Origin of the sequence: Sorangium aterium (assembly GCF_028368935.1) — a bacterium.
Lineage (GTDB): Bacteria > Myxococcota_A > Polyangia > Polyangiales > Polyangiaceae > Sorangium > Sorangium atrum.
In genome coordinates, this window is record NZ_JAQNDK010000004.1 from 877,197 (window position 1) to 900,553 (window position 23,357).

At 72.7% G+C, this 23,357-nt stretch carries 13 protein-coding genes; 4 read left to right on the top strand and 9 right to left on the bottom strand.

Annotation, left to right across the window (positions count from 1 at the left end):
- Window positions 1-80: 80 nt before the first annotated feature.
- The 4 genes from POL72_RS34755 to POL72_RS34770 form a co-directional block, all read right to left on the bottom strand.
- Window positions 81-596: a hypothetical protein gene (locus POL72_RS34755; RefSeq protein WP_272101090.1), complete on the bottom strand. Its 516-nt coding sequence runs from the start codon at window positions 594-596 to the stop codon at window positions 81-83.
- Between the two features lie 293 nt (window positions 597-889).
- Window positions 890-2,308: a serine hydrolase domain-containing protein gene (locus tag POL72_RS34760; protein ID WP_272101091.1), complete on the bottom strand. Its 1,419-nt coding sequence runs from the start codon at window positions 2,306-2,308 to the stop codon at window positions 890-892.
- Window positions 2,309-2,891: 583 nt separating this feature from the next.
- Window positions 2,892-4,199, bottom strand: a complete 1,308-nt coding sequence (locus POL72_RS34765) for an efflux RND transporter periplasmic adaptor subunit (RefSeq protein WP_272101092.1) — start codon at window positions 4,197-4,199, stop codon at window positions 2,892-2,894.
- Complete coding sequence (locus POL72_RS34770) at window positions 4,196-7,363, bottom strand: efflux RND transporter permease subunit (protein WP_272101093.1); 3,168 nt, start codon at window positions 7,361-7,363, stop codon at window positions 4,196-4,198. The genes POL72_RS34765 and POL72_RS34770 overlap by 4 nt, the downstream gene beginning before the upstream one ends.
- A gap of 126 nt (window positions 7,364-7,489) precedes the next feature.
- Here POL72_RS34770 and POL72_RS34775 point away from each other — a divergent pair, with 126 nt between their 5' ends.
- Window positions 7,490-8,473 (top strand): LysR substrate-binding domain-containing protein, encoded by a 984-nt coding sequence (locus tag POL72_RS34775; protein ID WP_272101094.1) that lies wholly within the window; start codon window positions 7,490-7,492, stop codon window positions 8,471-8,473.
- A gap of 30 nt (window positions 8,474-8,503) precedes the next feature.
- Here the strand turns inward: POL72_RS34775 and POL72_RS34780 are convergent, their stop codons facing one another.
- The 4 genes from POL72_RS34780 to POL72_RS34795 all read right to left on the bottom strand — a co-directional run bounded on the left by POL72_RS34780 (window position 8,504) and on the right by POL72_RS34795 (window position 14,384).
- The gene (locus tag POL72_RS34780; RefSeq protein ID WP_272101095.1) at window positions 8,504-10,672 is read right to left on the bottom strand and encodes a substrate-binding domain-containing protein; all 2,169 of its coding nucleotides are present in this window, start codon (window positions 10,670-10,672) and stop codon (window positions 8,504-8,506) included.
- A 305-nt stretch (window positions 10,673-10,977) separates the two neighbouring features.
- Window positions 10,978-12,048: a hypothetical protein gene (locus POL72_RS34785; RefSeq protein ID WP_272101096.1), complete on the bottom strand. Its 1,071-nt coding sequence runs from the start codon at window positions 12,046-12,048 to the stop codon at window positions 10,978-10,980.
- 284 nt (window positions 12,049-12,332) lie between these two features.
- On the bottom strand, window positions 12,333-13,400 hold the full coding sequence (locus tag POL72_RS34790; protein ID WP_272101097.1) for a hypothetical protein: 1,068 nt from the start codon (window positions 13,398-13,400) through the stop codon (window positions 12,333-12,335).
- A gap of 363 nt (window positions 13,401-13,763) precedes the next feature.
- Entirely contained in the window at window positions 13,764-14,384 is a 621-nt protein-coding gene (locus POL72_RS34795) for a hypothetical protein (protein WP_272101098.1), read from the bottom strand.
- A 150-nt stretch (window positions 14,385-14,534) separates the two neighbouring features.
- Here POL72_RS34795 and POL72_RS34800 point away from each other — a divergent pair, with 150 nt between their 5' ends.
- The 3 genes from POL72_RS34800 (at window position 14,535) to POL72_RS34810 (ending at window position 18,269) form a co-directional block, all read left to right on the top strand.
- A complete protein-coding gene (locus POL72_RS34800) occupies window positions 14,535-16,013 on the top strand; it encodes a tetratricopeptide repeat protein (RefSeq protein WP_272101099.1) in 1,479 nt (492 codons plus the stop codon).
- Between the two features lie 58 nt (window positions 16,014-16,071).
- Window positions 16,072-17,757, top strand: coding sequence for an NHL repeat-containing protein (locus POL72_RS34805; RefSeq protein ID WP_272101100.1), 1,686 nt, complete (start codon window positions 16,072-16,074; stop codon window positions 17,755-17,757).
- Window positions 17,758-17,849: 92 nt separating this feature from the next.
- Window positions 17,850-18,269: an EamA family transporter gene (locus POL72_RS34810; RefSeq protein WP_272101101.1), complete on the top strand. Its 420-nt coding sequence runs from the start codon at window positions 17,850-17,852 to the stop codon at window positions 18,267-18,269.
- Between the two features lie 3 nt (window positions 18,270-18,272).
- On the opposite strand, the gene POL72_RS34815 is transcribed toward POL72_RS34810, so the two are convergent.
- Entirely contained in the window at window positions 18,273-23,255 is a 4,983-nt protein-coding gene (locus POL72_RS34815) for a sigma 54-interacting transcriptional regulator (protein WP_272101102.1), read from the bottom strand.
- Window positions 23,256-23,357 lie beyond the last annotated feature (102 nt).

The window sequence follows — 23,357 nt, forward strand, 5'->3', positions numbered from 1 at the left end:
AGTTGGAGCGACCCGATCGGGGTTGGCCTATGGGGCGACCCGACCGGGGCCCCAACCCGGGTCGGGTCCGGGTCCCGCCGCTACTGGCGCACCCACGTCACGAGGAACTTGGTCGTGTTCTTCCCCGAGTTGAACGCGTCGCCCTCGCGGATGCTCGCCGAGAAGTCGATGGTCCGGGGCCCAGTCTGTGAAGCGCTAAACCCAACAGCGCCGTTGTGGCCATCGACTTGTGCGGTGACCGTGCCGGGGACGATGTCCGTCGCGCTCACGATCTGCTTGAAGCAGCCTCGTGTGCCAGGCCAGCCGCTGTTGCAGGTCACCGACGTGAGGCCGACCTGGAGAGCCTGCTCCGCCTCTTCCACGGTCTCCTCGCTCAGGGCCTCGTCGCTCAGGGCCTCATCGCCCTCCTGCGCGATGCAGCCCGCGAGCGCCGTGGAGGCGAGGACGGCGATCATCCCGCCGAGCTTCGCGAGAAGCCTCATGCCTCGGCCCTTCCCGCCCGACCGACCTCGCCGGTCATCCTTGGGTCGGGCCACGGTGCAGTCGTCCTGGCCTTCGAGGAGTGTGCCTTGTGCGCTCTTGATGTCGTGTGTCATGCTCCGCCTCCATTCATGCTGTCGGTGTCTGTCGCTCCAGCGGTGCGGCCGTCGCGTTGCGGTGCTCGTACGAGGACCGTTCCCTGGTACGGAGGTGGTACCTCACGGTCGGAGATGCGATAAGGGCAAACGTTCTTGCCCCACCTGGCAAACTTCCTTGCCCCTCGAAGGCAAATGCATGGCATATCGGCCACGCGCGGCGCGCGCCCTCGAATGGGCCCGGAGCACGCCGCGCGAGGAGGCGGTGGCCCGGCTGCAGCGGCTCGGCCCGCGCGTCGCCTCCGCGGGACGGGTCACCAGGCGAGGGACCCGTAGACCTTGGTCATGACCTCGTTGGCCCGGATGTCACCGAGCATCCAGTCGAAGTCCTCCCAGGACATCTTGCCCGTCACCGGGTCGACGGTGAAGTGCTCGAAGCTCGGCAGCCCGTGGTTCGTGAGCAGGATCGCGAACATCTCGCGGCTCGGCTCAGGATCGAGCACCATGAGCGTCCCTGCAGCGCCTGTCTTGCTGTAGGCGACGGTCGATGTCGACTCCCCGCCGGGCCACATGCCTGCGTCCCACATCTCCCAGCCGTACCCCTTGCGCGAGTAGAGCAGGTTCTCGGAGTACGTCCAGGCCGACCTGTTGAGATTGAGCGAGCCTGTCTGGTTCGTGGTCATGTCGAACACGGTCTGGGCAGGGAGCAGGGTGCTTATGCATTTGCCGAAAGGGGGAGGGTTGCAGCTGTAGACGCGCTTGCCCCGGTTCAACATCATCTGGGCGAACTTCGCCAGATCGCTCGCGGTCGAGAACAGGCCGTCGCACCCGGTGAGGTGCTCGGCCGGGTCCGGGCCGTCCCCTTCGAGGAAGTAGTCGGTCTCGTCCTGCACCTCGCCCCGGAGATAACGCTCGCGCGCCGCGGACCACGCCGTGCCGACGAAGCGGTCCTCCTTCTCCGGCATGTTGAGCCACGGCTGAAAGCCCGTGTCATTCATTTGCAGCGGGTTGAAGATGTACGTCTTCATCAGGTTCTGGAGCGAGTCGGCGCCGACCGTCTCCAGCACGTGGCCCAGGATCCGAAAGCCGAGATCGCTGTAGACGACCTTCGTCCCCCGCGGGCGGGCCAGCGGCGCGTCGAGCATCGAGTGCCAGGGGTCGGCGTCGTCGAAGAGGCCGTTCGGGTTGCTGTCGTCGAAGTAGTCGATATCCTCCCCCGATACATAGCTCATCAGATCCCTGATCGTGACAGAGCTCTTGTTGTTGACCGAGGAGACGGCGAACTCCGAGAAATACGTCGCGACCGTGTTGTTGATGTTGAACCCCGGGTAATTCCCGGACTCTTGCATTCTCATCGCGAGAAAGACGGTGAACGGCTTGGTCATGGACTCGAGATCGAAGATCCCATCGAGCGGCATCGGCACCGAGGGCATGCTCGGATCGTCCTCGTTCAGGCCGTCCCTCGTGCCCACGGCGGTGTGGAGCACGATCCGGCCCCGGCGGGCGACCAGGAGGACCGCGCCGTTGATATCCCCGTCGTCGACCGCATCCTCCAGCTCGTTGACCGCCTGGTCGAGGAGGGCGCTGGACAGACCCGCCGATGCCGGGGTGTCCGTGCGGAGGGAGTAGATTACCCCCGACAGAGGGTACGTGTCTTGGGCGTGCGCCGACGGCGCCATGCCGACGAAGGCGGCGGCCGCGGCTCCACAGAAGATCAAGCTACTGGCTCTCATGTTCGCGATTCCTTCCTTGAACGGTGGTGCAGCCGCGGCGCGCCGCGGGGCGGGGCGAAGGGCTATTGGGGTCATCGGCTCTCGGAGCGCCTCTTCGCCCGCGCCCCGTCAGGCGCTTATCCACCCTTCGTGCCAGCGGGCCGCGCGGCGCTCCGGCGAGCCGCGCGCCCCGCGCGGTGCGCGCGCCTTGGTGGCCGCGACGACGGCCGGGCGCCGCTCAGGAGCGGCCGTTGCGTCGCCTGGAGCCCGCGGAAATGCATCGCATATCAGCCACTTGCGAGCTCCTGACGCCCCCGACAGCGCCGCGCCGGGCGCCGCCTCCGCCCGGCGTCGCGCCGCTCGCGAGGAGGAGGGGAGTGGCTCGGCGCGCTGCTGCGCCGCAAGAGGGCACGCTCGCGGAGGCGTGACATCGTGACATCGTCAGGCGTGACATCGTGACATTGTCACGGCGTGACATCAGAATCTTGGCGTCTTATGGCGTCTTGGCGGCCCCATCATTCCGGCAGGATGGAGTAGGTACCCCACCGCCCGGCGTTCTCCAGGGCGCTGTTTACCCGGGAGCTCGACGCGATCGAGGCTTACTTCAGCGGTTCGCCCCGCCCGGAGGAGGTGGCGGCGGCGCTTCAGGGAGGATCTCGACCGCCATCCCCTCGCTCAGCTCCGCGCTCGCGAGCTTCACGATGCGCTCGCTCCCGTCGAGCCCGGTCGACACGTGGATCGTCGCGCCCGTGTCGCGCTCGACGACGATCGGCGCGAAGCGGATCCTGCTCCCGGGGTCGATGACGGCCACGCGGAGCCCCTTGGCGTCGTTGTAGAGCGCCGTCGCCGGGATCTCGAGCACGCGGTGCGGCGTGGGCAAGGTCAGGGCGACCTCCGCGTACATGCCCGCGAGCAGCCGGCCGTCGGGGTTCGGCACCCGCACCTCCGTGTTCATCGTCCGGGTCGCCGCGTCGAGCGCGCCGGCCGTGCGCGCGATCGTGCCCTGGAACGGCTGCCCCGCGAACTCGCGCACCGTGACCTTCGCCGGCGCGTCGACCCGCACGCTGGGCGCCACGTCCTGCGGGACGCCAACGAAGACGCGCACGGGGTCGGTCGCCGCGATGGTGAAGAGCGGCGTCCCGTTGCCCGCCGTGACCAGCGCCCCCCGCTCGATCGTGCGCGAGGTGACCGTCCCCGCGAACGGCGCGGCGACCTTCGCGAACTTCTTCTGGTCGAGGATGCGCTGGACGTTCGCCTGCTGCGCGGTGATCGCCGCCCGCGCCACCGTGACGCTCGCCTCGGCGACGTGCGCCTGCCCCTGCCGCTGCTCGAGCTCCTCCTGCGGCGCCACGCCCGCGGGGACGAGCTGCTCGTAGCGCTTCACGCTCGACCTCGACAGGTCGCGGTTGGCCTCGGCCTGCACGAGGCCGGCGCTCGCCTGCACGAGCTGCGCGCGGGCCTGCGCGAGCTCCTGGTCGAGCTCGGGCGTGTCGATCTCGGCGAGGATCTGCCCCTCCTCGACCTTGTCGCCGATGTCGACGGTCCACTTCCGCACGTAGCCGCTCACGCGCGGGTAGACGACCGTCTCCGCGAGGGGCTGGATGCTCCCGGGCAGGACGAGCGCCCTGTCGCTCGACACCGGCTGCGGCGCGACGACCCCCACGCGCGGGGCCGCGCCCTCGGCGGCCCGCGCGCCCTGCTCGAGCGCGGCGCGGGCGTTCCGGCGGGGCAGGTAGGCCGCGGCGAAGGCCGCCCCGAGCACGACGACGAGGCCCACGCCGAGGGCGAGGCCGCGCGTCCTCGTCAGCACGGCGGGCGGCGGCAGATCGAACCCGAGGTCGTCGGCAGGGCTGCCCGGAGGCGGGGGAGCAGACGTCGGGGGGACAGGGGCGCGGCGGGCGGGGGAGCTCATAGGTCCTCTGCGAGCAGGTCTCTGGCCGGGGCCTTGTTCCGGAGGAGGCTGTACATCACGGGCACGAAGAAGAGGGTGCTCAGCGTCGCGACGAGGAGACCGCCGATGACCGCGCGCCCCAGCGGGGCGTTCTGCTCGCCGCCCTCGCCCAGGCCGAGCGACATGGGCAGCATGCCGAAGATCATCGCGAGCGCCGTCATGAGCACCGGCCTGAGGCGCGTCATGCCCGCGGCGAGGGCCGCGGTGCCCGCGTCGCGGCCCAGCTTGCGCTGGTCGTTCGCGAACGTCACGACGAGGATGCTGTTCGCCGTGGCGACGCCGACGCACATGATCGAGCCCATGAGCGCGGGCACGCTCAGCGTCGTGTGCGTCACGAAGAGCACCCACGCGATGCCGGCCACCGCGCCCGGGAGCGCCATCAGGATGATGAGCGGGTCGAGCCACGACTGGAAGTTCACGACCATCAGCAGGTAGACGAGCACGACCGCGAAGAGGAGCCCGTAGCCGAGCCCCGTGAACGAGGTGTCCATGCTCTCGGCCTGCCCCTTGATGGTCACCTTCGTCCCGCGCGGCAGCTCGGGCCTGAGCTCGTCCACGACGCGCGCGACGGCGCCCGCGACCGAGCCGAGGTCGGTGCCGTCGACGTTCGCCTGGACGTCGAACGTCCTCGCGACGTTGTAGTGGGTGATGTTCGCCGGCCCGGTCGTGCGCGACATCGACGCGACGTTGGACAGGAGCTGGGGGCGGCCGTCGCCGGTCGACAGCGGCGTCGTGTTCACGTCGTCGATGGACCCCATCGCGTACTGGGGCGTCTGGACGGCGACGAGGTACTGCACGCCGCGCTTGTCCAGCCAGTAGGTCGGTGACGTCTGCCCGCTCGACGAGAGCGAGACGAGCACGTCGCTCGCCACGTCGCGCTGGCTGAGCCCCAGCTGGTCGGCCATGGTGCGGTCGACGTCGATGCGGAGCTGCGGCCTCGCCGGCACCTGCGCGAGGTGGACGTCGACGGCGCCGGGGATCCTCTCCATGCGATCGGCGATCTTCAGCGCGACGGCGTAGGTCTCGTCCTCCTTGCCGATCGGGCCGACGACCTGGACGTTGATCGGCGCCGCGAGGCCGAAGTTCAGCACCTGCGTCGAGATGTCGGGGGCGAGGAAGAAGAACGTCGTGTCGGGGTACGCCGCGTTGAGCCTCGCGCGGAGCGCCCGGACGTGGTCGGCCGTGGGCCGGTGGTGCTCCGCGAGCGCGATGAAGATCTGCCCGTCGGCCGACGAGATCTGCGCGCCCTCGCTGAGCGACAGGTTGATGCCGCTCGCCGGGATCCCGATGCTGTCGAGCATCGTCCGGATCTCGCCCGGCGGGAGCGCGCCGCGGATGGTCTCCTCGATCCGGGCGAAGCGCCGCTCGCTCTCCTCGAGGCGGGTGCCCGGCGGGCCGCGCACGTGGAGCTTGATGAGCCCCGCGTCGACGGTCGGGAAGAAGTCGCGGCCGAGGAGCGGGATCAGCGCGACCGAGGCGGCGACGAGCGCAAGGAACGCCCCGACGAACAGGGCCCGGTGCGCGAGCGCCCACGCGAGCCACCCGCCGTACGCCGCCCGCAGCCGGTCGAAGGCGCGGTTGAACGCGGCGAAGACGCGCCCGAAGAGGCCTTGGGGAGCGGCGTGGCCGTGCGCGTGCTCCGCCGCCTCGCGCTCGAGCAGCAGGCGCACGAGCGTCGGGACGAGCGTCCGCGACAGGAAGTACGACGTGAGCATGGCGAAGACGACCGCCATGGCCATCGGCACGAAGAGCGACCGCGCTGCGCCGGTGATGAAGGCGACCGGCACGAAGACGATGCAGATGCAGAGCGTGGAGACGAGCGCCGGGACGGCGATCTCCTGCGCCCCGTCGACGATGGCGCGCAGGAACGGCTTCCGCTGCCCGAGGTTCCTGTGGATGTTCTCGATGGCCACGGTCGCGTCGTCGACGAGGATCCCGACGGCGAGCGCCATCCCGCCGAGCGTCATCACGTTGAGCGTGTGGCCGAGGGCGTTCAGGGCGATGATCGAGACGAGGATCGAGAGCGGGATGCTGATGACGACGATGAGCGTGCTGCGCCAGCTCCCGAGGAACAGCACGATCATGAGCGCCGTGAGCCCCGCGGCGATCAGCGCCTCGTGCACGACCCCGGAGACCGCGGCGCGGACGAACACCGACTGATCGAAGAGCAGCGAGACCTTGAGCTCCTTCGGGAGCTTCTCCAGCGTGGCGGGCAGCATCGCGTGGATGCGCGAGGCGACGTCGAGCGTGCTCGCGCTCCCGTTCTTGAGGATGCTCAGGAGCACGCTGCGCTTGCCCTCGACGTGCACCATGTTCGTCTGCGGCGCGCTCCCGTCGCGCACGCTCGCGACGTCGCGGAGGTACACGGTCCTGCCGTTCACGGTCCTGAGCGGCAGCTTGCCGAGCTCCTCGAAGGCCGCGGGGCTGCTGTTCAGGATGACGGGGTACTCGTTCTCCCCCATCTTCGCCGTGCCGGAGGGCAGGATGACGTTCTGCAGCCCGAGCGCCGCGTTCACGTCCCGCGGCGACAGCCCCCAGGCGAAGAGGCGCTGGGGGTCGATGTCGACCATGATCTGCCGCTGCTTCCCGCCGTACGGGTACGGGATCTGCGTGCCCCGGATCGTGGCGATGTCGGCGCGGATGAAGTTGACCGCGTAGTCGAAGAGCTGCTGCTCGCTCAGCGACTCGCTCTCCAGCGCGGCCTGGAGGATCGGCACGTTGGAGGCGCTGTAACGGATGATGAGCGGCGGGCTGATCCCGGGCGGCATCTGGCGGATCGCGGTCTGCGAGATCGCCGTGACCTGCGCCGTGGCGGCCTCGATGCTGGCCCCGGGCTGGAGGAAGATCTTGATGATCGAGATGCCGGTGAGCGACTGGCTCTCGATGTGATCGATGTCGTTGACGGTCGTGGTGAGGAAGCGCTCGTAATTGTTGACGATGCGCTTCTCCATCTCCTCGGGGGGGAGGCCGCCGTAGTTGAAAATTACAGACAGGACCGGGATGTCGATGTCCGGGAAGATGTCCGTCGGCATCCGGGCGACGGTGAACACGCCCAGGATGACGATCAGCATCGACATCACGATGAACGTGTACGTGCGTTGAAGCGCGATCCGGACGAGCCACATGGGCCAATTCCCGTCCCCCTCCGGAGCGCCCCGGCCGGGGGTGGCGCCTGAGGGCAGGCTCCGCATTTAGGGTGCCCGTGACGTTCGTCCAATCTATTCTTTCGTATCACACGATACCTTCAAGGTATGGATCTGCGCCACCTCCGGTACTTCACGGCCGTCGCCGAGGAGCGGCACTTCGGCCGCGCGGCGCAGCGGCTCGGCATCGCCCAGCCGCCGCTGAGCCGGCAGATCCAGGATCTCGAGTCCGAGCTCGGGTTCTCGCTCTTCGATCGCTCGAGGCGGCGCGTCGAGCTGACGCCCGCGGGCGCGGCGTTCCTCGCCCATGTCCGGCGGGTCTTCGACGCGCTCGATCTCGCGGTGCACGAGGCCCGGCGCGCGAGCGTGGGCGAGACCGGGCGCCTCGTGCTCGGCTACCTGTCGTCGCTCGCGTACAGCGGCATCACCGAGCTGGTCCGCACCTTTCGCGGCGAGCTCCCCGCCGTGGAGCTCGCGCTGCGCGAGATGCCGCCGCAGGAGCAGATCGAGGCGCTCAAGGACGGGCGCATCGACGTCGGCTTCGTGAGGGCGCCGCTCCACGACCCCCGGCTCGCGTCCGAGTGCGTCCGGCGCGAGCCGCTCCTCGTCGCCCTGCCGGCCGACCACCCGCTCGCCGCGCGGAAGCGCATCCCGCTCGAGCTCCTGTCGCGCGAGCCGTTCGTCGTGTTCCCGCGCCAGCGCGGGTCGGCCTTCTTCGACCTGGTGATGGGGCTCTGCCGCGAGGCGGGCTTCTCCCCGCGCATCGCGCAGGAGGCGCTGCACCTCGACATCCTGAGCCTGGTGGCCGCGGGGTTCGGCGTCTCTATCCTGCCGGAATCCATCAAGAATGTCGGGCGCAAGGGGCTCGCGCTGCGGCCGATCGTCGGCGCGCCGTCGACCGACCTGCTCGTCGCGTGGCGCGCCGACGACGCCTCACCCACGCTCCGGCGGTTCCTGTCGTTCGTGCGGCGGGTCGGCGTCAATAGGGGCAAGCCGCGCGCCGCGCGCGGCGCGCCGGGGGAACCGGGGGAAGGCAAGCGCGGCCGCCGCGCCCGCGGGGCCGCCGCGGCGAGGCCAGACGCAGCGGAATAGCGGAGCCGAGGCGCGGCGCGCGCCGGGGGCTCAGGCGCGGGGGCCCGGCGGCGCCTTGAGCGGCTGCCGCCTGCCGCGCAGCGCCGAGAGCGCGCTGCCGAGGGTCTGGTGGAGCGTCATGCCCTGGAGGTCGATGCCGAGGCGGATGAACCCCTGCGCGACCTGCGGCCGCATCCCCACGACGATGACCTCGGCGCCGAGCAGGAGGGCGGCGCGGGTCGTCTTCATCAGCGACGCCGCGACCTGCATGTCGGCGAAGGGCACGCCGGTGATATCCATCAGCAGCACCTCGGCTTCCTGGCGGCTGAGCTCCGCGAGCACCACCTCGAGCACGTGGCGCGCGCGCTCCAGATCGATGGCTCCGACGAGCGGCACGAGCAGCACGCCCTGGTCGAGCGGGATGACCGGGCACCCGAGCTGGCGCACGTCGTCCGCGAGGGCGCGCTCGCGCTCGTAGGCGGCGCGCGCCTGCTGCTCCTGCTCGATCAGCGACTCGATCAGCGCCGCGCGCTCGAGCGCCGCGGTGAGCATCGCCACCCACATCTCCATGTCCCGGTGATCCAGCCCGAGCGGGCTGCTCACAGGGGCGCAGACGGCGAGGACGCCGCGATCCTCACCCTCGCCCCGGAGCGGGATGAGCCGGAGGACGTGGTCGTCGCGCTGGGCGGCGGCTGGCAGCCACTCGCGGCGCGGGAACGCCTCGGCCGCGACGCGCGCGCCCGCTTCGGGCGAGGCCGTCGTCGCCCCGGGGGAGCAGCTCTCGACGATCCGCAGCGCGCGACCCGTGTCCCCGGGCGCTTCCCACACGGCGAGGCAGCCCCAGCTCATCTGCACCGCGGAGAGCCAGCTCAGCTTGCTCCCGCCGCCGCCCGCGTCCGCCAGGAGCGTCTCCCGGATGACGAGGTTGATGTCGAGCAGGCCGTTCAGGTAGTCGGCGCGGGCCGCCTCGATGGCCACCCGGCCCTCCATCATGGCGCGCCGGGCCGCCCGGATGTACGCCGCGACGCGCCGCTCTGCGGCGGCGTCCCCCGCGCCGCTGAGCATCCTCTGGCCGGCCCGCTCCAGCCGGTCGACCATCTCGAGGAGCTGGTCGATGTCGGGCATCTGCTCCGCGGCCTCCCGCCAGGCCCTCTCCAGCGCCGCGGCGGCGGGGCCGGGCCTGCCCCAGACGGCGGCCTCGAGCCCGAGGACCACCTCCGTCGCCCCGGCCCAGGCCTCTTCCGCCGGCGAGCTCGGATCGAGGGATGTCGAGGCGCTCGCGAGCGCGGCGAGCTCCCGCGCGAGCGCGCCGGACGGCGCGGCGGCGCTGCGGGACGACGGGGGCCCGCTGGCCGGCGCAGCGGCGCTGCGGGACGACGGGGGCGCGTCGCGCAGCGCCGGGGCGGGCGAGCAGCCGCAGGAGCGGCGCAGGACCAGGGTCGTCGGCGCGATGTGCCCCGCGCAGGGGAGCTCCCGCCCGGCGAGGAGGTCGATGAGCAGCTCGGCGGCCGTCCCGCCGAGCCGGTCGAACCGCTGGCGGACCGTCGTCAGCGGCGGCGAGGCGTACCGGGCCGCCTCGATGTCGTCGAACCCGACGAGCGCGATGTCCTCGGGGACGCGGATGCCAGCCTCGGCGAACGCGTCGAGGACCCCGAGCGCCTCCTTGTCGGCCGACATGAACATCGCGGTGCAGGTGACGCCCTCTTCCAGCAGCCGCTGCACGGCGAGCCGACCGCTCGCCCGCTCGTTGTTCGGGAGATCGAAGACGAGGTCGGGGTCGAACGAGATGCCGCGCTCCTCGAGCGCGTCCCGGTAGGCCTGGAAGCGCTGCCGGATGTCCTCGTGCGCCATGTGCCCCGCGAAGACGATCCGCTCGTGCCCGTGGTCGAGCAGGTGGCGTACGGCCGAGAGGGCGCCACCGTGGTTGTCGGGCAGGACGTAGGGACAGCGCGCGTCCTCTTTGGGGCGCGCGCTGAGGGTCACGACGGGCCGCCCATCGTCGAGGAAGGGCTCGAGTTCCGCCGCGTCGATGAGCGCGATCCACCCGTCGACCTGGTCTCGCGCGAGCCGCAGCCTGTGAACGTCTCGCGGGGACGCCCTGATGGCGAGCACCCGATATCCAGCGCGCGCGGCGGCCGACTGGATACCGCCGAGAAGCTCGCAAACATAGCTGCCCCAGATGTCGGGGCACATGATGCCGATGGCTCTATCGGGCGACATGGTGGCAGGATCCTCGGTGGTCCTCAGCGCCGGCGCTCCGTCGTGACGCGATCCCAAGCGGAAATGGGTAGCACGGGGCACCCGTGTGGCCATGCCGCTTCTGCGGCGCGCCCGCGGCGGGAGCGCATCCGCGTCGTCACGTCCGGCTCCCGGTCGTCTGCTGATGGCTAGCGGCGCTGTGCGGCAAGCCGCGAGAGTATCGGACGGACGGCTTCGCTTGTCAGCACCGTTCGGCGGGTGGTGAGGGCGGCGGCGAGGGCACCTCGGCGGGCGACCTCATGGCGCCGGAGCCCTGCTGGACGATGTCATGGCCTCTCCTGTCCGGCCTCCGGCGCGCACTTCTCGTCCTCGGACGAGCACACCTTGCCTGTGCGGAGATCCACGAAGTACCAGGCCAGCGTCATCAGCATCGGGGAGGTGTTGCACGGCGGGGCGAGGTGCATCCGGACGTGCGCGCTCGCCCTGTCGACGCTCTCGGGCCGGAAGGCGATGCAGGAGGCGCCGGCGGGCCCTCGTCGCTTCAGCGCCCAGGCCCTGGCCAGGAGGACGGCCCTTTGCCCCTTCCGCTCCAGGTCCTGGAGAAATCGCTCGATGGGCACGTAGGCCTTGCCGTCGTGCCACATCGCCGCGCCGCGCCGCATATCGACGCGGAATCGCTCCGTCGTGCACAGGGTGCTCGCCGGGGAGCAGGTCTCGTCGGCTCGCGCGATGAGATCGAAGACGTGGCCGTGGGATGCCTCCAGCGTGAGCGAATCGACCCCGGACCACTTCCATTCGAGCAGCTGGCCGAGCGCGATGACCGCCGGGTGATGGTCCCGGTACCAGCTCGCCTTGAACGCCCCGTAGCCGCGGAGCTCGCCGTTGTCGTCCCACGAGAGCTCGTGCGTGCGCCTGTCGATGCGGAAGCGCGCGAGCCGTTTGCGGCCGTCGGACGAGAGCACGGACACGTGGAGGTGCGTGGCCGTCTCGTCCTCGACGTGGAGCGCGGTCGTGCCTCCCCAGTCGATGGCGTCGTCGATGAAGCGCTTCTCCAGCGCCGAGACGGCTGCTCTCAGGGACTCCTCGCGCGCCGCGAGGAACTCGCGCATCGGCCGGGGCGTAGCTTCGTCCCACCAGCGCACGGTGCCAGCGCGCCTGTCGACGACGAACGTGGCGAACGGCGCGAGGCGCGCGCTGAACGGAGCGCACTGGACGGGGCCGCGTTCGCGCCGATGCAGCGCGACCATCGCCAGCCCGGCTGCGTCCTGCTCCGGCGCCAGCTCCCAGCACTCCGCCGGCAGCTTCTCCACGCTCACCCGCGGCGCCAGCCACGTGTCCTGATCGTCGGCCGCGCCCGATCTCGGGGCGGCGAAGAACGGGGCGAGCGCCTCTCTCACGAGGTCCGAGGCGTCGTCCGCTGGGGGGGCTGTTGAGGGGGCTGTTGAGAGGGCTGTTGAGAGGGCTGTGGCGGGGACTGTGGGCGCGCCGTGCGCCACGGGCCGCGCTGCCGGCCGAGGTACCAGAGGTCCTCTCGCCTCGGGCGCGGGGGCCGCGCACGCCGTGAGCGCGAGCGACAGGCAGGCCGCGCAAGAGAGGGCCAGTCCGCGCAGGCGCCGCCACGCCGGCCGCGCGATCGCCGCCGCGAGCATCCTGCTTTCGACCGAGCCGCTGCCCGGACCTCTCATGGCTTCACCCTCGAAAACACGCGCTCGACGCAGCGGTCCGCGCCCTGCTTCGCCAGGAGGACGTGGGTAGTCGCGGTCGACCGGGCGAGGCCCGGGCGCGTCAGCCACAGCTCCACGTCCTCGCACGTCGTGGGATCTTCCCCGTCGGGGCCCCCGCACGCGCCGAGCTGCGGTGTCGACGCGAGCCCTGGCAGCGCTGCGCGCAGCTCCCGGTGCCAGCGCTCGCCTGCGGACGGCGATGCCGCTGGGCAGAGCCAGCGCTCGGCCTCTGCCCACTCGAGCCCGAGCCAGGCGTACACGAACGACTCCGCGTCAGGGGCGAGGGGCGGCGCTCGACGCACGCTGTCGCCTTCCACCGTGTAGCGCGCGGCGAGGGCGTCCCAGCGCGGGTACCATGGGAGGAAGGTCGGGTCGCCTGTCCAGCGCAGCGTGAAGCCCCTGGCCGACACCGCGAGGGTGTAGCCGGCCGGCATGTGGAATCGGAGGCTGTTCGCGAAGGCCGCGCGCGGGTGCAGCGGGTCTGTTCCCTCCAGCAGCACCCTCGTGGTCAGCGTCCTCCAGAGCGAGACACAGGACGACTCTGCGCTCGAGACGGCCAGCGCCCAGCGCCCCTTCGGTTGGCCCGTGAGGAAGCCATAAGACAGCCGGTTTCCCTCGGACGTCCACTCCGACGGATCGCTCTCGTGGGCGAGCGCGAGGCGAAAGCCCGCCCGGCCCCGCTCGAAGACGTAGAGAGACGAGTCCTCGCCGCACGGGACCGCGAGCGTGACGAGCGCGACCCGGAGCGCGGGGTGCGCCGCGGGCTGCTCGATGCGGACGTCGAGCAGGCTGCCCCACCGCCGTTCCTCGCCGGCGGGGCGGACGCCGAGGCGCCCGAGCTCCGCCATCGCGCGCTCGCGTGCGGCGGCCGGCGCGCCCTCGACCGCGTCGAGCGCGCGCCCGACGACGCCTCGGAGCTCGGCCTTCAAGGCGCGGAGCAGCGCGGGAGCTCCCGCGGGGGGCGCGCTCAGCCCGATGCCTTCCGCGCTTGTGTCGAGCGCCGCGAGCGCCTGCATCGTGGCCACGATATCGGGTGGAACCGGCGCTTCACCCGGGGCTGGAAGCGGCGCTTCACCCGGGGCGGGAAGCGGCGCTTCACCCGGGGCTGGCCCTGGCGCGGGCGCCGGCGTCCTCTGGCGCTCCGCGGGCCGCGGGCGCGGTGGTGTCGAGTCTTCCTGCCGAGGCGGCGCGAGTGGCCGGCGCGCTCCGGTCACGGGCGGAGTTCCGGGTGGAGCTCCTCCCGTGCAGGCGAGTTGCCAGAGCAGCGCGGCGGCCAGGACGCCGCCTCCGGCGCGCAAGCGAGGAGCTCGGGATGGGCTCGGGGACATCGGCGCAGCCTAACGCCGATCCCGGGTCTCCGATTCCTTCGGCAGCGCCCTGGTCGCGGCTCAGGTCCCGTGAGGCGACTCTTGCTCGGAGTGCGGCGATCCTTGCTCGGAATGGCTCGAAAAGAGAAACGCCTGCTGTTCGAGGACCACCCGCCCCTTGCGCTTTGGCCGGCGCGGCGGCGCCCCGGCCTCCGTCGGCTCGCCCTCGGTCCGCTCGGCGCAGCGCGGGCAGACGACCGGCGGCGGAGCGGGCGGCTCCGGCGCCGCGATCTCGAGCCGGGGAGGCGAGGGGGGTTCCGGCGCCGCCTCGGGCTGCGGCGCTTCGACCGGATCCGCCCGCTCGATCTCGGCGCGACCGCGCGCATGCTCGGCGGTGACCAGGGCGCGGAGGGCGCGGGCGGCGGCGCGGTGCTCGGCGGCGGCCCGGCGCAGGCGCGCGACGAGCTCCAGCGCTGCCCGCGGCGGCGCGTGGAAGCGGGCGCGCTCGCGGTGCGCGCAGCCGTCGTAGGCGCCGCCGCTGCTGCCGCAGTCGATGCAGATGAGATCGAGCGCGAGCGGCTCCCGGACGGCGGAGATCGGCTCGTCCGCCGCGGTGTCGTCGGGCGGGATCGCGTCGATGGGTTCCTCGGCGGACGGCAGCTCTTCGACGACGACGGCGGCGGCGGCCTTGCGGGAGCGCATGCCGATCGGCTAGCAGATCATTGAACGGATGTACAGGTGTAGCGGGTGTTCGCGGCGCGGTGGGCCGTCCGGGAGTGGCGGACGCCCGGGCATGGCGTACCAAGGAAGCGCCTGTGTCCGCCGTGTCCTCTGTGGTTGAATCCCTGGTTCATGGCTCAGGATGCGGTCACGCGGCTCGGCAGGGAGGCGCTCTCGCAGTACACCCGCGATGAGCTGATCGACCTGGCTGACCGCGAGCTGGCCCGCACGGCGGAACCGCTCGTGTTCCTCGCGGAGGCGTCGCGAAGTGAAGCCGCGCTCGATGACCGGATCGCGTCGCTCTACGAGCGCGCGCTGCGGTCTCCGTCTCCGCTGGTCCGGTTCCATGCGGCCTGGTGCGTATACGACACCAGAGCTTGCTGGGCCCGGTTCATCCCCGTCCTGCAGGCCGCCCGCGAGGCCGAGGACGACGAGCCGAACCGGGAGAACATCGACGTCGTGATCGACCTTCTGCAGACCGAGCTCCGGGAGGAGGAAGAGGAGCAGATCCGGTGGGCGCACCCGGGGCTCGCTCGCGTCGAGTACGACGTGACCAGGCGACGATCGCTGTCCAGCGAGGAGCGCGCCGCGCTCACGCAGGCCGTCGACTTCCTGCGCATGCCGTACGATATCTACCATTGGTACTCCGAGCGAAGCCTGAACATGTCACTGGAGCGCGCGCTCACGTCGCTTCGCCAGCTCGAGCGCTGGTGGGACGAGATCGCGCCTTCGTTCCAGCCCGAGGCCCCCTATCGACACGCGGATCCGTTCATGGACGAGGACGGCATCCACCCGCTGGGGGCCTACATCATCAGCAGCCAGTTCCTGTGGCATTATCACGAATCGGACCAGGCGGAGCGCCATCTCCTCCGCTCGTTCGACCTGGCAGAGACGCTCATGACGCGGGGGCGGGGCGGAGCGGCTCAGGTCATGCCGCGCGCGCCTCTGAAGGAGCGATATCTGGACAACGTCTCGCGGGCCTATCACGACCCGCGCCTCTACGCGGTCAATCATTTCTACCTGGGAGAGCTCTATGAGCGCCGGGGCGCTCATGAGCAGGCCGCGCGGCACTACGCGCGCTTCGCCGAGCTCGAGCCCGATTTCTCCCCGAGGAACTCGTACTCCTCCCACCCGGATTACTACGACGTCAAGCGGTTCTATCCGGGGACGGTCGAGGCGTACGGCAGGCTCGGGAACCTGTACCGCGATCGGCTGGGCAATCCGGATCGGGCGCGGTTCTACTACGAGAAGGCCCTGCGGCTGAGCCCGTCGCACCACACCCCTTATCGGGATTATGCGCGCCTGCTGGAGCAGGCCGATCCTTGCGGGGCGCTCGATCTCCTGCGGCAGGAGATCGAGGTGCTGACCTCCTATCCGGATCCCGACCCAAGCCCGAACTCGCGGTGTCTGCCCTTCGAGCCTCGGGAGGTGGTCGAGCGGTTCCGTGCATGGCGTTCTCACCCGATGGCGCCGCGCGATGAGGTCGACGCCGTGGCGCGATCGATCGTCCGATTCCTGAAGGGCCTGTCCGTCGAGCCCTATCGGTTTGCGTACTCCGAGTGGAATGACCTCGCGCAGCAGGTGGAGAGCGTCTCGTCTCCGAGCGCGTGACTTCCGGCGCCGTCGAGGCGCTGCGTCCTGCGGGGGGCCGACGTGGTAGCCTGCCGGCATGATCCTCCCGCTCGCGCCGCTCGTGCAGAGGAGCGCGCTGCCCCGGCCAGCCCGGGGCGTCCGGCTCGCGCGCGCGGCCTTCCTCGCCGGGGCGGCCGCGGCCTGTCTCGCGCTCGGCTGCCAGGGCATCCTCGGCATTCACGACGTCTCGCGCGACGGGGCCGGCGGTGAGGGCGGCGCCGGTGGCGCCGCCGCGTCGGGCGGAGGCGGGGGCGGCGAGGTGTCCGCGCACGGCAGCGGCGGCGGGGCGCCCCAGGTGGGCTTCTCGATCGCGCTCGACCCGGCGGCGGCGCGCGTTGTGCGCGGCGGCTCGACGTCGCTTACCGTCGCCATCACCCGCTCGGGCGACTTCGCGGGCGACGTCGCGCTCTCGCTGTCGGGCCTGCCGAGCGGCGTTTCGGCGAGCCCGATCGTGGTCTCGGACGGCGAGGCCACCGGCGTGCTCACGCTGGCCGCGGAGCCGCTTGCCACGGTCGGCGGCGCCGCGCCCTCGCTCGTGGCCAGCGCGCCCGGGCAGGAGGACCAGGTGGTGCCGCTCTCCCTCCTCGTCGCCGATCCACCGGGGACGCTCGATCAGTCGTTTGATGGCGATGGAATCGCGACCAGCGGAACGCCCCACGAGGCGCGCGCCATCGTCGTCCAGGAAGACGGCAAGATCCTCGTCGCCGGCAACGACGGAGAGACCTGGGGGCTCATGCGCTTCCTGCCGGGCGGCGTGCTCGATCCGGAGTTCGGCACAGCGGGCCTCGTCGTCGGCCAGGAAGGAACGGTCGAGTCGCTCGCTCTCCAGCCGGACGGGCGCATCCTGGCCGTGGGGACGCGGAAGGACCAGCTCACGGTGGTCCGATTCAACGCGAGCGGCGGGATCGATCAGGCCTTTGGCGCCAGCGGGGTCGCGAGGCTCGATCCTGCCTCGATCAGCGGCTCCGAGGGCTTCGACGCCGCCGTCCAGAGCGACGGCGGGATCATCGCCGCCGGCGTCGGGAAGCCGGGCAACCGCGGCATCGTCGTGCGGTTCTCTTCCATGGGCGATGTCGATCGCGACTTCGGCGGCTCGGGCCTCGTCTCGTTCGAGAACCGCCCGCTGCACTCGGTCGCGCTCGGAGAGGACGGGCAGATCGTCGCAGGAGGGACCGAGCGGGACGCGGGCCCGACCTTCCTCGCGGTGCGGCTCGATCGCGACGGGGCGCTCGATCCCGACTTCGGAATGGGCGGCATCGCCTATCTCTCGCAGACGCCGTACAACGATAACGACCTCGCCCTCGGGAGCGACGGCAAGCCGATCCTGATCGGATATGCGCTCGACGGCGTGAACCACTATGCCTTCGCGCGCTTCAACGCGGACGGCTCGGCGGACACGACGTTCGGCGGGACCGGCATGGTGAACGCGAGCGGCGAAGAGAAGCCCTATGTGCGGGGCTATGGTGTCGCCCTCCAGGCCGACGGCAAGATCCTCGGCGCGGTCGCGGGAGGCACCGGGGCTTCGGGCATCACGGCCTCGATCCTGCGGCTCCTGCCGGACGGCACGATGGACGCCGGATTCGGCACCTCGGGCGCCGTCGTGCTCGACGACCATCCGGACCAGAACTACCTCTACGCCGTCGCCGTCCAGCGCGACGGCCGCATCGTGGCCGCGGGGAAGCGGTCGAACCTGGGGCTCATGGTCGTGCGCGTCTGGGATTAGGCCCCTCTCCCCCGGCGAACGGCGCCTCGACGTCGACGTGGGGAGCGGCACCTCCTGGAGGCATCGCTGAGCGGGAACACCGGAGGGAAACGATGGCAACCTGGTGGATCTACGCGCTCCTCTCCGCCGTTTTCGCGGCCGCGACCGCGATCTTGGCCAAGATCGGCGTAGAGGGCGTCCCATCCACCCTCGCGACGGCGGTCCGGACCGTCGTGATCCTCGTCTTTGCCTGGGGGATCGTCTTCGCTGCCGGCCATCACCGCGAGATCGCCAAGATCAGCGCCCGCACCGCCGTGTTCCTCGCCCTGTCGGGCCTCGCCACGGGCGCCTCCTGGCTCGCGTACTTCCAGGCCCTGAAGCTCGGCCCGGCGTCCCGCGTCGCGCCCATCGACAAGCTGAGCCTCGCGTTCACCATCGCGCTCGCGGCGGTCGCCCTCGGCGAGCCCATCACCTGGAAGCTCGCGCTCGGGGTGGGGCTGATGGTCGCTGGCGCCCTGCTCACGCTGGCCTGACCCTCACTCCTTCCGCAAGAGCCCATAGCGGGCGAGCTTCCGGTACAGCGTCATCCTCGGGATCCCGAGGCTCCTCGACACCTCGCACACGTTCCAGCGGGAGAGCTCGAGCGCGGCGCGGATCCGCTCCTCCTCGGCGCCCTGGTGCTCGGCGCGCGACCGGCCACGCGGCGCGGGCGCCGCCGCCGGCAGCTGGATGTCGGCGGCGCCGATCTCCGGGCCCGGCGAGAGCACGCACGCGCGCGAGAGCACGTTCTCGAGCTGCCGCACGTTGCCGGGCCAGCCGTACGACGAGAGCCGCCGGAGCGCGCCCCGGGACAGCCGGAACGCCGGGCGGCCCTGGCGCGCCGCGAGCTTCTCGACGATCGCCTGCGCGATCGCCGGGATGTCGTCCGGCCGGTCGCGCAGCGGCGGCAAGCGGATCTCGATGACGCTGATCCGGTAGTAGAGATCCTCGCGGAAGCGCCCCCGGGCGACCTCCTCCCGCAGATCCCGGTTCGTCGCGCAGACGACCCGCACGTCGGCCACCGAGACGCTCCGGTCCGACCCCACCGGGCGGATCGAGCGCTCCTGCAGCGCGCGGAGCAGCTTCGCCTGCACGCCGAGCGGCACCTCCCCGAGCTCGTCGAGGAACAGCGTCCCGCCCCGCGCCGAGACGAACAGCCCGCCGTGCTCGCGGACCGCGCCCGTGAACGCGCCCTTCACGTGGCCGAAGAGCTCCGACTCGAGCAGCGCCTCGGGCAGCGCGGCGCAGTTGACCGCCACGAACGGCCCGTCCCGCCGGGGCCCGCCCGCGTGGATCGCGCGCGCGACGAGCTCCTTGCCGGTGCCGCTCTCGCCGGTCACCGTCACGGTCACGTCGCTCTCCGCGACGCGCTCGCAGAGCGCGAGCACGGCGCGCATCGGCGCGCTCCTCCCCGCGATCTCCGGGAAGTCGCGGCGCGCGTCCGCCCGCGTCCGCTCGAGCTCGTGCGAGAGCCGCTCGATCTCGTCGGCCTGCGAGCGCATGAGCTCCGCGACGCGCCGCTGCTCCTCCTCCAGGGCCCGCGTGCGGTCCCGGAGCTCGGCCATCAGCCTGCCGTTGTGCAGCGCGACCGCGATCTGGTCCGCGAACGCGCCGAGCAGATCCGCGTCGCCCTCCGCGAACTTGCCGCGCTGGAACCGGTTGTCGAGGTAGACGGCGCCGAGCACCGCCCCGTGCGCGCGGATCGGCACGCACACGATCGACCGGAGCCGCAGGCCGTGCACGGACGCGTTCCCGTGGAACCGCTCGTCGGCCAGCGCGTCGACCGTGAGCACCGCCTCCCCGCGCTCGACCACCCGCTTCGCGATCCCGTGGCTGAACTTGAGCTGGCTCTTGCCGACGCGCTCGCGATCGAGGTTCCGCGCGACCGCGACCTCGAGCTTGCCCTTCGCGTGGCCTTCCGCTTCCAGCGACGGCGACGTCAGGATCACGAAGCCCCGCTCGGCGCCCGTCAGCTCGATGGCCGCGTCCATGGCGAGGCGCAGCACCTCCTCCGCGTCGAGCGTCGAGCTCAGGCGCCGGTTCACCTCGAGCAGCTTCAGCACGAGCTCCATGCGGGCCCCCGGCGGCGCGGGCCCGCCGCGGAGCGCGGCCCGCCGGGGGTGCCGCCAGAAGACCTCGGCGAGCTCGGCGGGGAGCGTGCTCCCGATGCGCTCCCAGCACTCGAGCGCGGCCGTGCGGTGCCGCTCCGCCAGCGCCGTCGCCGACCGGAGGCGGAGCACCTCGGCGGACGCCTCCTCGTGCTTCGCGTGGAGCTCGAGCTGCGAGACCCTCGCCACGAGGCCCGCGCCCCGCTGCACCTCCGCGAGGGCGGCGTCCGTGTCGCCGCGGGCCAGCGCGAGCTCCGCGCCCGCCGTCGCGTGGCGCAGCGCGAGATCCGCCGCGTCGGCCTCCCGGAGCAGCGCCGCGGCCTCGGCCAGCCGCGCGCTCGCCGCGGCCCTGTCCCGCGCCGCGAGCGCGACCTCCGCGGCGTGGATCACCGCCTCGCACGCCTCGCGCTTCGAGCCGCGCGCCGCGTGGCCGGCGCGGGCCTCCTCGAGCAGCCGCGCCGCCTCGCCGAGCGCGCCGCGCGCGGCGGCGATCTCCGCGGCGAGCCCGAGCGCCGCCACGGCGATCTCCTCGGGGGCCCTCGGGCCCTCGGGCGCTCGCATCCGCGCGACGGCGAGCTCGGCGCGCTCCAGGAGGCCGACGTCCGCGTGGATCTTGGCGAGGTTGAAGCGCAGGGTCGCCTCGGTCCGCTCCTTGGCGAAGGCGATCGCCGCCCGGAGCCCGCGCTCGTAGCAGCGCAGCGCCGCGCCCCAGTCGCCGAGCTGGTGCCTCGCCGTCCCCAGGTTGAGCGCGGCCGTCGCGAGCAGGTCGCCGAGGCCCTCGGCCTCGGCCAGGTCGAGCGCCTCCTGGAACCCGCGCGCCGCGAGGGCCGCGTCGCCGGCGCGGTAGGCGTGGAGCGCGTGGTAGCTGAGCGTGCGGGCGCGGGCGCGGGGCGAGCCCGACGCCGGCCGCAGCGCGACGGCGCGCGCCAGGCTCTGGAGCGCCCCGGCCTGGTCGCTCAGGTACCCGAGCGCGAGGCCCAGCGTCTCGGCGAGCTCCGCGGCGGTCTCGCGCGCCTCGCCGCTCGCGAGCTCCGCGGCGGCCTCGCGCGCCCCGCCGCTCGCGAGCGCGCGGGCGACCTCGCGTGATCCGAGCGCCGCGAGCGCCCCCTCCGCCTCGCGCCGGGCCTCGTCGTAGCGGCCGAGGCGCAGCAGGCAGCGCGCGGAGAGGCTCGCGAGCCGCCCGCCCCAGGGCCCGGGCGCGAGGGCCCGCGCGCGCCCGAGCTGCCAGAGCGCCCGCTCGACCTTGCCGAGCTTCTCGTAGCAGCGCGCCGCCCGGTACGAGAGCTCCGCGCCGACGTCGGCGGGCGGCCCCGCGCGCCTCGCCCGCGCGAGCAGCGAGAGCGCGCGCCGCGGGTCGCCGGCGGCCTCGATCGCGGACGCCGCGGCCACGAGCGTCCTCGGCGCCGGCAGGACCTCGCAGGCGGCGTCCGCCGCGCGCACCCAGGCGCGCGGCGCCCACTCGAGCATCGGCCCGGAAGCGGCGAGCGCCCGCCGCGCCGCCTCGTGGTCGCCCGCGAGCACGAGCGCCCTCGCCCGGTCCGCCGCGCGCTGGCTGCGGAGCGCCGGGGCGAGGGCCGCCTCGTCGGCGCCGGCGAGGTGGGCCGCCATCGCGGCCGCGACCTCGCGCACGGCGCCCGCGTCGAGCCAGGGCAGGAGCGCCCTCGCTTGCCCGGCCTGACCGAGGCGGAACCCCTCGCCGTCGAGCCGCGCGAGCCCCGCGGCCTCGAGCGCGTCGAGCGCCGCGCGCCCCACGCCGAGCGCGGCGGCGGCCTCGGGCCCGAGCGGATCGGCGACCGCGAGCGCCGCGAGGGCGCGCGCCTCGCCGCGGTCGAGCGCCGCCACGCGCCGGCGCCAGAGCTCCGGGGTGCCCGTCGTGTGGACGAACCTGTCGAGCTCCGCCTCGCTCAAACTGCGCTGCGCCAGCGCGGCGCAGAGCTCCTTGAGCGCGCGCGGGCGGCCGCCGCTCGCGCGCAAGAGATCCGACGTGCGCGCCGCCGTGGCGAGGGGCGCGGTCCAGACCCGGACCGCATCTTCCCCGAGCGGTCCCAGCGGGAGCTCGACGACCGCGCCGCCGCCCACGTCGAGGCGCTCTGCGGAGGCGATCAGCCAGAGGACGGCGTCGGTCGGCTCGGCCGATCGAACGAGCGCCTCGAGCAGCGCCCGGTCGTGCGCGCCCAGCCTGTGCGCGTCGTCGATCGCGAGCACGCGCGGCCGGCGCGGCGCGGGCAACGCGTGCAAATTACGCACGTCGCGCGAGTCACGCGGGGCGCGCAAATCAGCCGGGTCGCGCGAATCACGCGGGGCGCGCGCCGCCTCGCCCTCGCGCCCGCGCGCCCCCGCGAGCTCGCCGCGGGCCCCGAGCAGCGCGTCGACGCCGGCCGGTAGCGGCGCGCCGCCGAGCGCCCGGACCAGCAGCGCGCGCAGGGGATCGTCGCCGCGGGGCGCGCCCTCGACGACCTGCGCGCTGAGCTGCGCGCGCCACTTGAGCTCGCGGAACAGCCGCGATTTGCCCGCGCCTTCCTCGCCCGTGACGATCACCGCGCGCGGCCCGCGCTCGCCGCGGAGCAGCGCCTCGAGCGCCGCGCCGAACGCCTCGACCTCGCGCTCCCGGCCCACGATCTCGCCCGGCTCGCTCACGACGGCGGGCGCGCGCCGCGGCAGGCCGCCGGCGGAGAGGGCCTCGAGGACCTCCTCGATCCCCGAGGGGCGGCTGGCCGGATCGTCCGCGGTGAGCCGCCCGGCGAGGCGGCGAACGGCGGCGGGCGGCGCGCCGGAGAGGAGCGGGAACAGGGCCTCGAGCGTCCGCCCCACGGCGAAGAGATCGGTGCGCGCGCTCGGCGGGGCCCCCCGGAGGAGCTCTGGCGCGAAGAACCGCGCCGTCCCCGACAGGTCCCCCGCGTCCGCGCGCATCCTCCGCGCCGCGCTGAGATCGATGAGCACGCCCGCGCCGTCGTCCCTCACGAGGACGTTCTCGGGCTTGAAGTCGCCGTGGACGATGCCGGCGCCGTGGAGCCACCCGAGCGCGTCGAGCGCGTCGAGCAGGACGGGCAGGGCCGCGCGGAAGGCGCGCCCCCGCGCGTGCTCGGCCAGCGTCCGGCCCCGGATGAGCTCCGTCGTGGCGTACGTGAGCGGCTGGCCCGGCGCGCCGCCGGACGTCGTCCGGGCGAAGTCGTACGCGCGCGGGAGGCGCGGGTGAGCGCAGGCCGAGAGCAGCGAGAACTCCCGCCGGAACGCCTCGAGCGCGCCCGCGGAGCCGAAGCTCAGCGATTTCATCGCGACGTCGCGATCGAAGAGCCGGTCGCGCGCCTCGTAGACCGAGGCGAGCCCGCCGCGCCCGAGCGCGCGCACGACCTCGTAACGGCCATCGACCACGGCTCCTGGCGCAATGCCGTGGTGTACCATCGGTACAATATGGTACAACATGGTACAACAAGGGGCCACGATTTCCGCGGAATGCCGCGGACCGCATTGGCG

Excerpts from the sequence above, each read along its gene's own strand:
- POL72_RS34755 (WP_272101090.1), bottom strand. The coding sequence starts at position 596 with ATGACACACGACATCAAGAGCGCACAAGGCACACTCCTCGAAGGCCAG.
- POL72_RS34760 (WP_272101091.1), bottom strand. The coding sequence starts at position 2,308 with ATGAGAGCCAGTAGCTTGATCTTCTGTGGAGCCGCGGCCGCCGCCTTC.
- POL72_RS34765 (WP_272101092.1), bottom strand. The coding sequence starts at position 4,199 with ATGAGCTCCCCCGCCCGCCGCGCCCCTGTCCCCCCGACGTCTGCTCCC.
- POL72_RS34770 (WP_272101093.1), bottom strand. The coding sequence starts at position 7,363 with ATGTGGCTCGTCCGGATCGCGCTTCAACGCACGTACACGTTCATCGTG.
- POL72_RS34775 (WP_272101094.1), top strand. The coding sequence starts at position 7,490 with ATGGATCTGCGCCACCTCCGGTACTTCACGGCCGTCGCCGAGGAGCGG.
- POL72_RS34780 (WP_272101095.1), bottom strand. The coding sequence starts at position 10,672 with ATGTCGCCCGATAGAGCCATCGGCATCATGTGCCCCGACATCTGGGGC.
- POL72_RS34795 (WP_272101098.1), bottom strand. The coding sequence starts at position 14,384 with ATGCGCTCCCGCAAGGCCGCCGCCGCCGTCGTCGTCGAAGAGCTGCCG.
- POL72_RS34800 (WP_272101099.1), top strand. The coding sequence starts at position 14,535 with ATGGCTCAGGATGCGGTCACGCGGCTCGGCAGGGAGGCGCTCTCGCAG.
- POL72_RS34805 (WP_272101100.1), top strand. The coding sequence starts at position 16,072 with ATGATCCTCCCGCTCGCGCCGCTCGTGCAGAGGAGCGCGCTGCCCCGG.
- POL72_RS34810 (WP_272101101.1), top strand. The coding sequence starts at position 17,850 with ATGGCAACCTGGTGGATCTACGCGCTCCTCTCCGCCGTTTTCGCGGCC.